The sequence below is a fragment of the aff. Roholtiella sp. LEGE 12411 genome (assembly GCF_015206995.1).
Classification (GTDB): domain Bacteria; phylum Cyanobacteriota; class Cyanobacteriia; order Cyanobacteriales; family Nostocaceae; genus Komarekiella.
Genome location: NZ_JADEXR010000080.1, coordinates 13476 through 27197 on the forward strand (window position 1 = coordinate 13476; position 13722 = coordinate 27197).

Genomic DNA, 13722 nt, shown 5'->3' on the forward strand with positions numbered 1-13722 from the left:
TGACCATTGACCATTGACCTTTGACCTTTGACCTTTGACCATTGACCTTTGACCATTGACCATTGACCTTTGACCATTGACCATTGACTTTTTACTAAACCATGATCGACCGTGAACAAGTTCGCAAAGTAGCCAATCTCGCTCGTTTAGAATTGACGCCAGAAGAAGAGGAGCAATTTACTTCTCAATTAGGAAATATTCTAGACTATGTTCAACAAATGAATGAACTTGATGTCAGTAATGTCACTCCGACAACGCGAGCTATTGATGTTAGTAATGTGACGCGAGAAGATGAGTTACAACCATATTCTGACCGGGAAGCCATTCTTAACAGTGCGCCTGAACAAGAGGGCGAATTTTTCAAAGTACCAAAAATTCTCAACGCTGAGTAGCCAATAGTCCAAAGTCTAAATATTGACCATTGATTGACTCTTGACTCTTGACTCTTGATGAAGGAGATAACTATGGGTTTAGGAATCCTTGGCTGAGTCAGGGCGCTATCATTTGTATATTTCCTCGGCTTGTCGCACCGCAATTATCCGCCAATTAAAAGGACTAGAAGATGTCATTGGTTTACCAGTAGTTGCTGCCGAAATTGATCAAAACAGCTGGGAATTCACCGATGAACCAGGCAGCATTCCTGATACGGTCAATGGTAACTTAGTTAGCGATCGCCAGCAAACCAACTGACAGTTTTTGAATTCTTAATTCTTATGTCTAACCTGCCACCACTCAATACAGAAACCATTTGGGCAATTCTTGAAGAGAAACTTGATGATGCCACAGTTAACCAGTTGGTATGGCATTATTTAGGCTATCGCTACGACTCATCAACTGAAAGATGGGATACAAGCGAAGTTGCTCCCGAATGGCACGATGAATACCCACAACCGCCAGATTTTATTGATAGTCGCCCTGCAATAGTCAAGTTAACTCGCTCCATTCCTTCAGAAAACAAACAAATATTGAAGCAAAACCTAGGTTTCAAAGGTTACAAGATTGGCGAATTTGGCCCTCGGCAAACCCGCAGGGCAACAGCAGCAAATTGGTTATTAAGTTATCTGCAACAAACTAACACTAAAACTGAATAATTTGAAACAGCAGATATTGCAAAATATACAAACTTTTGACAATATTTGCTGTTTTAACTATTAACAATTATCTCTTGATTTTTTAAATAACTTTTTGCAACTATATACAATGTACTTTTGCATTTATTCTTGTAGATAAGACACAAAATTCTAATAAATCTGTATTTTGCTCACATGAAAAACACCATAAATACAGTTAAAAGCAAAAAAATATCCAGAATAAACTCATAATTTATTCCTAAAGATAGAGGAAATTACTATTTAATTATTTCTGTCGATTGATTTTCAAATTTGATTTATCATCGGAGAATACTGCTATTAAGATTTTATATTCCTAACACTTCCATGGCAAAGCCAATTGAATTTAATTTATTTGCACCATACAATAAAGAAGCCTCATTAATAGGTTCTTTTTCCGATTGGCAAGACATCCAAATGGAAAAAGGTGATGATGGTTATTTTCGTACAACTGTTCAACTAGAAGACGGTACTTATCAATATAAATTCCGTGTTCAGTCCAATTCATGGTTTTTTGAGCCAGAACAGTGGGTTGATGTTACAGATCCTTATGCAACCGATATTGATGAATCAACTGGAAAAGATAACGGTATTGTGCGAATTAAAGATGGACAACGTATCGTTGATACTTATGTTTGGCAGCATGATGACAAACCTCTCCCAGCTGACCATGAATTAGTTATATATGAACTACACGTAGCTGACTTTTCTGGTGGTGAAGATGACCCTCATGCCAGAGGGAAGTATAAGCACGTTATTGAAAAATTAGATCACCTGACTGAATTAGGAATTAACGCTATTGAATTGATGCCACTCAAAGAATATCCTGGCGATTATAGCTGGGGTTATAACCCCCGTCACTTCTTTGCAACAGAATCTAGTTATGGTTCTACTGCTGAGTTAAAGCAGCTGATTGATGAGTGTCATAACCGAGGTATTCGCGTCATTATTGACGGTATTTATAACCACTCAGAAGCCGGCAGTCCTTTAACACAAATAGACCATGATTATTGGTATCACCATGAGCCACGTGACCCTGATAATAACTGGGGGCCTGAATTTAATTACGAGCATTACGACGATAAATTAGACACTTATCCTGCGCGTAAATTTATCGGTGATACGATCCGTTTTTGGGTTGGAGAATATCACATAGATGGTATCCGTTATGATGCGGCACGACAAATTGCCAACTACGACTTCATGCACTGGATTGTTCAAGAAGCAAAAAATACTGCTAGCATGAAGCCTTTTTACAATGTTGCTGAACATATTCCAGAAACTACTAGCATCACCAATGTAGATGGGCCAATGGATGGTTGCTGGCATGACAGCTTCTATCACTGCATTCTAGAGCATATCTGCGGCGATACATTTGATTTAGAGCGCCTCAAAGATGTCATTGACTGCAAGCGTCAAGGCTTCATGGGTGCCACAAATGTGGTAAATTATTTAACTAACCATGACCACAACCACGTTATGGTTGAAATGGGAAACCGTGAGATTTTTGACGAAGATGCTTTTAGGCGAACTAAATTAGGAGCAGCAATTCTCATGACAGCAGTCGGAGTGCCTTTGATTTGGATGGGTGAAGAGTTTGGCGAGTATAAACCCAAAACTCCAGAGTCAGCTAAAATCGATTGGACACTGTTGGGTAATGACCTAAATCGTGGCTTGTTTGAATACTACAAAGGCTTAACCAACCTGCGTAAAAACAATCATGCTCTCTACACAGAAAATATCGATTTCATCCACGAAAATCCAGAGACAAAGGTACTAGCTTATAGCCGCTGGAATGATGAAGGTTCTCGTGTTGTTGTTGTAACCAATTTCTCAGAAAATTTCCTTGGTGGTTATCACGTTCCTAACTTTCCTAGTAGTGGCACATGGCACGAATGGACAGGTGATTATGATGTTGAAGCTGGTGATGATGGTATCCTGACAGACTTAGGGCCTTATGAAGCTAAAGTGTTTGTGTGGCATTAGTTAGTTGACAAGATTCTAGATTCCATTCCATTCCAGATTCCCGACTTATTATTTAAGTCGGGAATCTAAGTTTTATAAAATAGACAAAATAGTTGCTTTGAAAAAATTTTATAATTCTATATTACATTTTTGTTTAAAATAGAATGGCACAAATTATCAGGACTGCGCCATGCATAACAAGTTATTTAATACTAATATTGATAATGACCATGTTTTATTAACTCCTAATGAAGTTAAATCAAAATTACCTTTAACACAATTAGCAGAACAAACAGTTTTAAACTATAGACAAGAAATAGAACATATACTAGATTTTCAAGACCGCCGAAAATTTATAGTTGTTGGGCCATGCTCAATCCATGATCCAAATGCAGCGATAGAATATTCCGAGAGGCTGAAATATTTGGCGGAGAAAGTCAAGGATAAGCTGCTCTTAATTATGAGGGTATACTTTGAAAAACCTAGAACAACTGTAGGATGGAAAGGTTTGATTAATGATCCAGATATGGATGACTCTTTCCATGTAGAGAATGGTCTATTAATTGCCCGTAGCCTATTATTAAAAATTACGGAATTGGGATTACCCGCTGGCACAGAAGCATTAGATCCGATAATACCACAGTACATTAGTGAATTAATTACATGGTCTGCCATTGGGGCACGAACAACTGAATCACAAACTCATCGCGAAATGGCAAGCGGACTTTCAATGCCTGTGGGTTTTAAAAATGGTACTGATGGTAATATTCAAGTAGCTTTAAATGCTCTGCAATCGGCTAGGAGTCCTCACAATTTTCTCGGAATTAATCAAAACGGACAAGTAAGCGTATTTAAAACTAGAGGCAATGCTTACGGACATGTAATTTTAAGAGGCGGTAATCAGCCCAATTTTGATGCAGCAAATATCAAACTGGTAGAAGAAAAATTAAAACAAGGAAATTTATCGCCAAGAATTGTTATTGACTGTAGCCACGGCAATACAAATAAAGATTACAGATTACAATCTCAAGTATTGGAAAATGTTATTCAACAAATAGTAGATGGTAATACATCAATAGTTGGAATGATGTTGGAATCAAACTTATATGAAGGAAATCAACCAATTATTGATAAAAGAGAAGAATTAAAATATGGTGTTTCTGTAACAGACAAATGTATTAACTGGGAAGAAACTGAAAAAATTATTTTGGCTGCCCACGAAAGACTTAAGTAATTAACCGTTTAAACGCAGAGTAGCATAGAGAAATAACTCTGTGTACCTCTGCGTTTAACCTCTGCGTTTAGAAAATTACAAAATCGTCCCAGTTTCTTTCAAATAAACCCGTGTGAATGGCTCGTCTTCTCCCAAGGTGTAGTCTTCAATCAACCCTTTGCGACGGATAGAAATGTCGTTTTCTTTTCTAATCACCACAGTAGAATCGTTGAAGACATCCCGCACTAGCATCATCTCAGTTTCGGTAGGATTATCCAGAACAACCATATTACTATTCTGGTAAAACATACCTTCTTCTTTTAGGACATCTTCATTGTACTCGGCAATCAGTAAATCAAGTTTTGGATTACGGAGCAAAATTTGGACGTTGCTATTGTAATCTTTACCGAATACTTTTTTAGACCGATTCACAAAAACTGCGTCACGACAAATAGCGCCTATTGTCCAGTCAGGATGTTGTAAAAGAATATGATCAATTGTTTCTTGCAGCTCCTCCACTGAGATTTTATTAAAGGTGATAATCGGTATTCTGGCATCCGTACCCGACTCAAAAAATGTTTCTAATATATGAGAAGGTACATCAACACTTTCACCAACCGCCGGTTTAAGATGCATCAAAATGCCAGGTGCAGCATTGATTTCCAAAATCGCAAAGTTACTGGTTTTCCAAGATTCTGCGAGACTTTTGGTAATAACATCAATACCGAGACAAGTTAGCTCAAAGTGTTGGGCAATATCTTGCGCCAAAATGATATTGTCGTGGTGAACTGTATCTGTAGCATTGATGCTCATACCTCCAGCTGAAAGATTAGCAACTTTGCGAAGGTAAACGGTGCGGTCTTTCTTAATAACGCTGTCCAGTGATAAACCTTGTTCTTCTAGATAGAGTTGCATCGCCTCATCACGTTGAATCTTACTCATAGGCGAGGTGGGTGTATCCAAACGTCCAGGTTTTCGGTTTTCTTGCCAAATTAACTCTTCAATGGTTGAATTACCATCACCAACAACCGATGCTGGACGGCGTTCGGTAGCGGCGACGAATTTACCATTGACACACAACAACCGAAAATCTGCTCCGGGAATGCTTTTTTCGACAATTATCAGCGTTGACTGTTCTTCTGGAATTGCTGCAAGTGCCCTATTGTAAGCAGATACCAGCTCTTGTGCATCTTGCACATCAGCAGTTACGCCAATTCCTTTATGACCGACTACAGGCTTAACTGCTACTGGGTAGCCAATTTCTTTTGCTACCCCTAAGGCTTTCTTCTCAGAAACAACGATATCACCTTTAGGTACTGGGAAACCCAAAGTTTTTAAGAATGCCTTACAGTCATCTTTGCGGGTGGTGAACTCCGAATCTAGATGACTATCACAGTTAAATGTTGTTGCTACCCCCCGGACATGTTTTTTGCCAAAGCCGTATTGCATCAGTCCTTCTTCCCATAAATAAAAGGTGGGAATACCTTTTTCGTAGGCTGTTCGCAATAAGGCGTAAACAGTGGGGCCGCCGTAGACAGATTGTCGGAATCGTCTTTGAAGCCTCACCAGCTGTTCGTCAAAAAGAAAGTCTTCTTTTTGGCTAATGGTTTCAAACCAATCCCAAACAAAGTAGACAACCTCTCTAGTGGTACGTTCATACAGTGATTGGACGCCAATCCGCACGAAATCTGGATATGGCTTGACACTCCAATGGTTGAGGTGCAAATCCATGTCCAGTTTTCCCACTTCTGAAACAACTTGGGCAAACAGATGAGCATGAGATTCGTAGGTTTGCTCGCCTAAGAGTGGATAGCGATCGCTAATAATTGAAATATAATCCTCAAGGGGCAGAGGCTCTCTATACTCAGTTAGAGCAAAATCAAATACTAGCGCCCCTGTATCCAAATAAAAGTTGGGCCCAATGTAATGCTTGAAGTTGAAAATATCAAATACATCAGATTTTCGAGCATTAATACGGACTGCATCGCTTTTTTGTTGAACCATTGATTCTAAACCTTTGGCTAAACACCCTGAAATGTAGACTCTGAGTTACGGTTAATCAGACTTAATAATTGCAGATTGATTCACATTGTTTTTTGGGCAGCGATGGCAAAGCCATGATTTTCTCAGCCTTAACTTAACCCGCCTTAACATAACCCTAATCCTCAGCATTTTCAACTATCTCAAGGCATAATTAAACCTCTATTACTTAGTAAAAAATAAATATCAGTCTGTATAAAACCATTAGGAGTGAGCAAAGATATAACCTTTGAGAGGTGCAAGACTCCTTGAAATTTTGTATAAATAATAATCAGGCTATTAAAAGTACAGCAAATTATGAATAGCACACAAGCTGGTCTAAGATATGAAATTCGACAACTTGCTGAAGAAGCTTTTCACCGCAGGCTAATTTCTGGGCATGGAGATGGGCCAGAATTCAATGAGTATCAAATTGTCTACCAGGGGAAACCAAGGCATCTTCCACTAGATCAAGCTTACTTGTTCTTAACTAACTTACTTTACAGAAATAGTATTCACTAAAGTCTATAAGTGAGATATGTAGCTTTAAATATTCAATAGCAGTCAACTAGAATTAATACAAAAATTCAGCTTTGATTGTTATTTTGCCACTCATAAATTGTGCAGCATCTATTATAAATTCTTCAAATGTTGCATAATGAATCTATAACTTGCAATTCCTAATAAGATGAACAATGCCTCTAGATAATAGCTCTAGAGGCTATTGAATGAGTAATTTAAATTTTCCACATAAAAATTATTTTTTAAGGAAGCGATGATTTTTATTCTTTTCCTTAAAATTTTTCTGTGCTGAGTTGCGATCGCACATCTTACTTTGACATTTTGTATCGTAATCTACCAAATGAGTGATTCTACAGTTTTGATTGTCATGCTTTATTGAAATTTATCAACCAAATCAGGAGGCATCATGGCGGATAATACAACCAAACGGCAACTAGTAATTATTGGAGGAGCTGAAGATAAAGAGAATGACTCCCAAATTCTTAGAGAGTTTGTACGTCGTGCTGGCGGTACAAAGGCGTGTATTGTGATTATGACAGCAGCCACAGAACTACCAAGAGAAGTGGGAGAAAATTATATTAGAGTATTTGAGCGGTTGGGAGCCGAGAATGTTCGTATTGTTGACACCGAATCCCGTGAAGATGCAACCTCATCCACAGCGTTGGAAGCTATTCACAAAGCAACTGGTGTATTTTTTACTGGGGGAGACCAAGCTCGGATTACCAGCATCCTTAAAGATACTGAAATCGATGCAGCTATTCATAAACGCTTCTCTGAAGGCATAGTTATCGCAGGCACAAGCGCTGGTGCTGCTGTAATGCCAGATAAAATGATTGTGGAAGGAGACTCGCAGACAAACCCACGAATTGAAGTTGTAGAGATGGGGCCTGGTCTTGGTTTCTTACCAGGAGTAGTAATCGACCAGCACTTTTCTCAGCGCGGACGTTTGGGACGTTTAATTGCAGCTTTGCTACAAGAGCCTGCTGTCTTGGGATTCGGTATTGACGAAAACACAGCTATGGTTGTTACCGATAACCAAATTGAAGTGATTGGAGAAGGTGTAGTCACGATTGTAGATGAATCAGAGGCTACATATAATAATCTCGATGAAATTTTGAAAGATGAGCCTTTAGCAATTTTCAACTCAAAGCTTCATATCTTGCCAAATGGCTACAAATTTGACCTCAAAACCCGCCAGCCCATTCTAAATAATGGCTCCGTACCAGTTGGTTCAACAAACACCTAACTTTTAGCAGATACATTTAAATTGAGTGAGTAGTTAATCTATGTAAAATAGTGGCATTCACCTTTTAAATATCCTCCCAACCGACTCTAAAAAGGGGAACTTGCCCCTATTTGAGAGGATAGAAGGGAGGATTAATTATTTTATTATTACTTGAGAAAGAAGCTAGAAATATTATTAAATTACAAAATATTTTATTAATTGTTTCATGTAAAAATTCTCTGCGATGGTTGAAATGCCAGGTTTAATTGAATTTACGTTGTTTGCTCCTCGAAATAAAGAAGTAGCTTTAATAGGGTCTTTTTCGGATTGGAAAGAAATGCCAATGCGAAAAGGTGAGGATGGATATTTTCGGACTCAAGCCCAACTAGAAGACGGCGTTTATGAATACAAGTTTCGTATTCAAAGCAAGAGTCCAAATTTTGCACAAGATGAATGGGTAGATGTTATAGATCCCTATGCAACAAATGTTAATGAAGATAAAAATTGTGGTGTAGTGCAAATTAAAGAAGGTCAACGTATTGTTGATACTTACATTTGGCAACATGACGAAATGCCATTGCCGGATAATCGGGAATTAGTTATATATGAAATGCACGTTGCAGATTTTACTGGTAATCAGGTGAATCCTAATAAACGGGGTAAATATTTAGGAGTCATCGAAAAGCTAGATTATCTTTGTGAATTGGGGATTAATGCAATTGAATTAATGCCAGTTAATGAATATCCTGGTGATTATAGTTGGGGCTATAAAGTTCGCCACTTCTTCGCTACAGAATCTAGTTACGGTTCAACAGAAGATTTAAAGCGGTTAATTGACAAGTGTCATGGTAGAGGCATTCGCGTTTTCATGGATGGAATTTATAACCATACAGATAAGGAATGCCCATTAATGCTGATTGACCGGAATTACTGGTACTACGAACATGCACATTATCCTGAAGACCCAGATAATTACTGGGGCCCAGAGTTTAACTATAATAATTATGACCAAGAGTTAGATGTTAAGCCTGCATGGAAATACATTGGGGACGTAGTGCAATTTTGGATTAAAGAGTATCACATAGATGGAATTCGTTTTGATGCAGTACGTCAATTGAATAACTTTGAATTTCTAGGCTGGTTGGCTGAGCAGGGGAAAAACCATGTTGCACCTAAACAGTTTTATAATATTGCCGAACATATTCCCGATACAAGTAATGTAGTCAAGCCAGATGGCCCGTTAGATGCTTGTTGGCATGAGAGTTTTCACTACTTTGTAGTTCCACTTATTTGTGGAGAAAAATTTGAATTAGAACAATTAAAGCAAGTTTTAGATCCCAGACAGCAAGGTTATGCGATCGCAACAAATGTGATCAATTATTTGGCAACTCACGATCGCGAGCGTTTGTTACGAGAATTAGGCAATCATGCTGTCTTTGACGCAGATGCATTTGGGCGAGCAAAGTTAGCAGCCGTTCTGTTAATGACAGCGATGGGTATACCGATGCTGTGGATGGGAGAAGAATTTGGCGAATACCAGCAAAAAAGCGAAAGCGTGACTAAGCCGCAGAAAATTACTTGGTCTTTGTTGGAAGGCGAACAGAATCGTAATTTACTTGAGTATTATAAAAAACTCATTGCCTTACGCAAGGAAAATCTAGCTTTGCAAAGTGACAATATAGAGTTTTTCCACGAAAATGCAGATGCTAAAGTGCTGGCTTATACCCGTTGGGATGAAGAGGGTTCGGATGTCGTTGTCGTGGCAAATTTCTCCGACCAGAATCTAAATCAATATGAAATTTCAGACTTCCCAACTGCTGAGTATTGGCGAGATTGGTTCGGCAACTGTGAGGTGGAAGCTGGGGAGGATGGTTTAGTCACGAACTTGCCAAGCCATACAGCCAAGATATTTGTTTCACAGTAATTATCCTGCTTCTAATACAATACGCTACTGTTTTACTCTAAGCTCGACTTTATCCAAAATTAAAAACTTGGCTTTCTTTATTCGGCAAAAACCCTGGCTTTTTGGCAAATACTTTTTCCACGTCACAGATTATGGATGAAGTTAAAAAAGTAAAACTACCGTCACACAAAGGTTTTAGCGATAGCGTTCGCGTTGCCAAAAAATGGATAAAGTCGAGCTTAACTATTAATCGCGTCTTCTACTTCTGAATTCTGCTAGAGGTATCGCAAAGCGAGCGATCGCCTTCCTCCACTGCTATATTAGTTTTCAAATAATCCTTTACCAGAGCACAACCATAAGTCAGTGCATCTAGACTGACAATTCGCGGCAAATTCCACAAAATAAGTGTATTGTCATCACCCCCTGAGACTAGAAAAGTCCCATCGCGGCTGATCGCAATTTCCCTAATTGCTGCGGTATGTCCTCTGAGGGTCATTATTTCCGTACCATCTAGCTTCCAAAGTTTGATAGTAGCATCCACGCTACCAGAAGCAACTATTTTTCCATCGGGACTAAAGGCAACTCCCCAAATCCCGGCGCTGTGGCCTTTAAGAGTTTGATCAAGACGGTAGCTTCCACCTATACTTTCTCGCCGCCAAAGTTTAACAGTTGTGTCTTCACTTGCTGAAGCTATGGTTTGACCATCAGGGCTAAAAGCTACTCCTACAACCCAACTAGTGTGACCTTGGAGAGTTTGTACAAGCTTAGCGTTTTCCCAGCCCGAACTGTCTCGTTTCCAGAGTTTTACTGTCCTATTTAGACTTGTGGCAGCAACGATTTGACCATCAGGACTAAAAGCGACTCCCCAAAACCCCATTTTGTCACTTTGAAGCGTCTTGAGCAAGGTGCCGTCTCGCTTCCAGAGTCTCACCGTTCCGTCGAAACTGCCAGAGGCAAGGAACTGACCATCAGGGCTAAAGGCTACTCCCCAGACCGAAGCAGTATGACCTTTTAAAGTTTTGAGCAAGATGCCCCTTCGGGGTTCCCCAGTTGCCTCCGGAGGAGCCAGCGCGGTCTTCTCCCAAGGGGAGACGCCAAGGGCGATGGGGGTTTCCCCCATGAGCGACTGGCGTTGGATACCCTCCTTCAGCGCTGGCTCACCGTCTAGCTTCCACAGTTTAATGGTGCTATCTTCACTTGCCGAGGCGAGTATCTGACCGTCAGAACTGAAAGCGACTGCCTTAACTGCTGCCTGATGACCTTTGAGAGTTGCAATTTCTGTACCATCACGTCGCCAAAGCTTAATTGTTTTATCTATACTTGCTGAGGCAATTAGAGAACTGTCAGGACTGATATCTACTGCTAGAACAGCCGCTGTATGACGGGAAAAACGGTTGTACTCATCTGCTCCATAAACTGCTTGCCGTAATACATTGTCCACCTGACGTTGAATATTTGTGTTTGATTTATCTAATTTTTGCAGTTGATGTTTGGCTTTTATTGCTTCTATGAGGGCATCAAATCTGCGATTGGAGGCAAACAGTCCCTCAGAAGAGGATACAAGCGCTCGAATTTCGCTGCTCCTAGCTTGATTCTCACTTTTGAGAGCTTGGCGGTACAAAATGAAAATCTCTACCCCCAAACCGCTAGAGACAAACAACCCGATACATACTGCACCTAGCACAAATCTTTGCAATGAAGCCGTTCTTTTCTCTTGTATTAGTCGTACTTCTACTTCTTTAGCCCGTGCTGCCTCCAATGCTATTTGCACTTCTCGCCGTTCGCATTCTTGACTAGCGGCTAAAAATTGATAATCCAAATTGCTCAGACTTTTTCCCTGCACCCAGTTTTGAGTATCTCTTAGAGCCTGTCCTCGCAACAGACGCGATTCATCTTGATAGCAAGAGGCTACCCAAGCATTGAATGTTTGGGAGTAAGGACGGAGATTGTCTAACTGTCTGCTCACCCATTGAGCATTAAAGACACTCCGATAGATGGGGTTTTTGATCTTGAGATAGCCGTTGTGTTTCTCCACTAAACCAGATAACAACAGTTCTATCTGTTCTCGACTATCATCGCTCGGTACAGGATGAAGAGGCACAGAGGAAAACTCTTCTTTTCTGCTCCCTAATGCCTCAGCTTGCAACACTTGTTGGTAAAGTCCTAGTAATCTTCCTACTCGGTGTTCTTGGAAAAGTAGGCGATTGCGAATCGTGCGGAGGTGTTCTGGATCATCCTTTGATTCCCAGTTTTGGATAATTTGCGATCGCACAAGTTCTTCTACCCAAGATGCTACGCTTTCTACTGGTAACTCAATTTTTTTATTTGATGCTTCTAAAGCTTTCTGGGCAATTAATCGACAGATTTTTTGGGTAAGAAACGGTTGTCCCTCTGTCCAGTAAATAATTTCTCGCAGTACTGCTTCACTTTGGCTAATTGCTTCCTCTAACCCTTTGAGCAATGGTGTGGCTTCATGCAATTGAAAGCCGTATAACTCAATTGCTGTACCAATGTTAAAAGGTGTTCGGCGTTTGTCTGCAATTAGATCAGATGGACTGGCTACTCCAAATAATGCAAACCCCAAGCGTTGAAATTTCGGGTCGTCTGCTTGCTGATTGTAGCAATGACGAATCCAGGCAAAAAAGTCACTCACAGGAAAAGTCAAACTCAACAAACTGTCAATCTCATCAATAAGGATGAAAATGCGATCGCCTTTTTGAGTATTTGGTAGCAACACTTCTTCAACGAACTGGTTTAGTTTCTGCACCGAGGAAATGCCTGCTTGCATCTCCCACCATTGCTTAAAGTTGACTTGTTTCACCAGATCTAAGCTGTAGAACAAGCTGACAATCACACCTTTATACCATTGTTCTGGTGTAGTATCTTCACTACCCAAGCGCGTCATGTCCAAATAAACACACTTGTAGCCTTCTTGTCTGAGATGATAACTTGTACGCTGTAGTAGAGATGACTTTCCCATCTGGCGAGAGTTTAAGACATAACAAAAATCACCAGCTTTCAGACTTGCATAAAGTTGTTCATCTGCCTGACGGACAATGTATGTGAGATCGTCACTGTGGAGACTGCCCCCTACTTGGTATCTCATATAGAAGTATTTTTAAAAAACAAAAAAACTAACATAATCATTAGCAATTTGTAGATAATTTTTTGACATCCAACATCGCAAATTTCACAGCACAGTTCAATGCATAGACACACAGTGCAAAGCCTTAGATCCGCCTCTGCGCTTTTCGTTAGACATCGTTAGCAAAATTTGCTGCCGATAAAAACTTGAGATTACAAAGCTTAACAAAAGTCTCCAACTTGCCCTAACTTGGGATTATATCGCTTCTCTAAATTACATGAATTAAGATGCTGAGTACAGCGATCGCTAAATTTTTAGAGAATGTTTTAAAAGTCCATTTTCATGTATCCTGGCGATTAGAAATCGCGCACCACTTGCTACAAGTCGGGAAACCCTTGACGCTCGTTCGCCCTTGGCGTCTACCCTTGGGAGAAGACTCGCTACCGCTTCTCTACGAGACGCTACGCGAACGCTAATACCAACGCAGTGGCTTGACTACACCAGACAAAACCTGCCTTTGCAGATTAACAAACCCTTGATTTGGTGTTAGTCCACGGAGATAAACTTTGGTTGTGTAGTAGCGAATTATTATATTCGCCGAAAACTTTTAAAACATCCTCTTAGAGCAAAATTTTTGTAAATAAAAAACCATCCCTCATCCCCCATGCCCCATGCCCCATC

10 protein-coding genes and 1 pseudogene are annotated in these 13722 nt (G+C 40.0%); 9 read left to right on the forward strand and 2 right to left on the reverse strand.

Going from position 1 to position 13722, the window contains the following annotated elements; all coding sequences use genetic code 11:
- Positions 1–101: 101 nt before the first annotated feature.
- The 5 genes and pseudogenes from gatC (at position 102) to IQ246_RS17700 (ending at position 4308) form a co-directional block, all read left to right on the forward strand.
- The gene (gatC, locus tag IQ246_RS17680; protein WP_194004659.1) at positions 102–392 is read left to right on the forward strand and encodes an Asp-tRNA(Asn)/Glu-tRNA(Gln) amidotransferase subunit GatC; all 291 of its coding nucleotides are present in this window, start codon (positions 102–104) and stop codon (positions 390–392) included.
- 91 nt (positions 393–483) lie between these two features.
- Positions 484–657, forward strand: a pseudogene (locus IQ246_RS17685) (glutathione S-transferase family protein); the annotation flags it as partial.
- A gap of 56 nt (positions 658–713) precedes the next feature.
- Positions 714–1091, forward strand: a complete 378-nt coding sequence (locus tag IQ246_RS17690; protein ID WP_194004660.1) for a DUF1823 family protein — start codon at positions 714–716, stop codon at positions 1089–1091.
- Between the two features lie 345 nt (positions 1092–1436).
- Positions 1437–3095 carry an alpha-amylase family glycosyl hydrolase gene (locus IQ246_RS17695; RefSeq protein ID WP_194004661.1) on the forward strand — a complete coding sequence of 553 codons (1659 nt, stop codon included), beginning with the start codon at positions 1437–1439 and terminating at the stop codon, positions 3093–3095.
- Positions 3096–3264: 169 nt separating this feature from the next.
- Positions 3265–4308: a 3-deoxy-7-phosphoheptulonate synthase gene (locus IQ246_RS17700; RefSeq protein WP_194004662.1), complete on the forward strand. Its 1044-nt coding sequence runs from the start codon at positions 3265–3267 to the stop codon at positions 4306–4308.
- Between the two features lie 75 nt (positions 4309–4383).
- Here IQ246_RS17700 and IQ246_RS17705 read toward each other — a convergent pair whose 3' ends face one another.
- Positions 4384–6291 (reverse strand): acetate--CoA ligase family protein, encoded by a 1908-nt coding sequence (locus IQ246_RS17705; RefSeq protein WP_194004663.1) that lies wholly within the window; start codon positions 6289–6291, stop codon positions 4384–4386.
- A gap of 333 nt (positions 6292–6624) precedes the next feature.
- On the opposite strand from IQ246_RS17705, the gene IQ246_RS17710 reads away from it, so the two are divergent.
- From IQ246_RS17710 to IQ246_RS17720, 3 genes are all read left to right on the forward strand, one after another.
- A complete protein-coding gene (locus IQ246_RS17710; RefSeq protein ID WP_194004664.1) occupies positions 6625–6828 on the forward strand; it encodes a hypothetical protein in 204 nt (67 codons plus the stop codon).
- A 406-nt stretch (positions 6829–7234) separates the two neighbouring features.
- Positions 7235–8074, forward strand: coding sequence for a cyanophycinase (locus IQ246_RS17715; protein WP_194004665.1), 840 nt, complete (start codon positions 7235–7237; stop codon positions 8072–8074).
- Between the two features lie 232 nt (positions 8075–8306).
- Positions 8307–9977: an alpha-amylase family glycosyl hydrolase gene (locus tag IQ246_RS17720; RefSeq protein ID WP_194004669.1), complete on the forward strand. Its 1671-nt coding sequence runs from the start codon at positions 8307–8309 to the stop codon at positions 9975–9977.
- A gap of 238 nt (positions 9978–10215) precedes the next feature.
- Here IQ246_RS17720 and IQ246_RS17725 read toward each other — a convergent pair whose 3' ends face one another.
- Entirely contained in the window at positions 10216–13062 is a 2847-nt protein-coding gene (locus IQ246_RS17725; RefSeq protein WP_194004666.1) for an AAA-like domain-containing protein, read from the reverse strand.
- A 266-nt stretch (positions 13063–13328) separates the two neighbouring features.
- Here IQ246_RS17725 and IQ246_RS17730 point away from each other — a divergent pair, with 266 nt between their 5' ends.
- Positions 13329–13517 carry a hypothetical protein gene (locus tag IQ246_RS17730; protein ID WP_194004667.1) on the forward strand — a complete coding sequence of 63 codons (189 nt, stop codon included), beginning with the start codon at positions 13329–13331 and terminating at the stop codon, positions 13515–13517.
- The last annotated feature ends 205 nt before the right edge of the window (positions 13518–13722 follow it).

Excerpts from the sequence above, each read along its gene's own strand:
- gatC (WP_194004659.1), top strand. The coding sequence starts at position 102 with ATGATCGACCGTGAACAAGTTCGCAAAGTAGCCAATCTCGCTCGTTTA.
- IQ246_RS17690 (WP_194004660.1), top strand. The coding sequence starts at position 714 with ATGTCTAACCTGCCACCACTCAATACAGAAACCATTTGGGCAATTCTT.
- IQ246_RS17695 (WP_194004661.1), top strand. The coding sequence starts at position 1,437 with ATGGCAAAGCCAATTGAATTTAATTTATTTGCACCATACAATAAAGAA.
- IQ246_RS17700 (WP_194004662.1), top strand. The coding sequence starts at position 3,265 with ATGCATAACAAGTTATTTAATACTAATATTGATAATGACCATGTTTTA.
- IQ246_RS17705 (WP_194004663.1), bottom strand. The coding sequence starts at position 6,291 with ATGGTTCAACAAAAAAGCGATGCAGTCCGTATTAATGCTCGAAAATCT.
- IQ246_RS17710 (WP_194004664.1), top strand. The coding sequence starts at position 6,625 with ATGAATAGCACACAAGCTGGTCTAAGATATGAAATTCGACAACTTGCT.
- IQ246_RS17715 (WP_194004665.1), top strand. The coding sequence starts at position 7,235 with ATGGCGGATAATACAACCAAACGGCAACTAGTAATTATTGGAGGAGCT.
- IQ246_RS17720 (WP_194004669.1), top strand. The coding sequence starts at position 8,307 with ATGCCAGGTTTAATTGAATTTACGTTGTTTGCTCCTCGAAATAAAGAA.
- IQ246_RS17725 (WP_194004666.1), bottom strand. The coding sequence starts at position 13,062 with ATGAGATACCAAGTAGGGGGCAGTCTCCACAGTGACGATCTCACATAC.
- IQ246_RS17730 (WP_194004667.1), top strand. The coding sequence starts at position 13,329 with ATGCTGAGTACAGCGATCGCTAAATTTTTAGAGAATGTTTTAAAAGTC.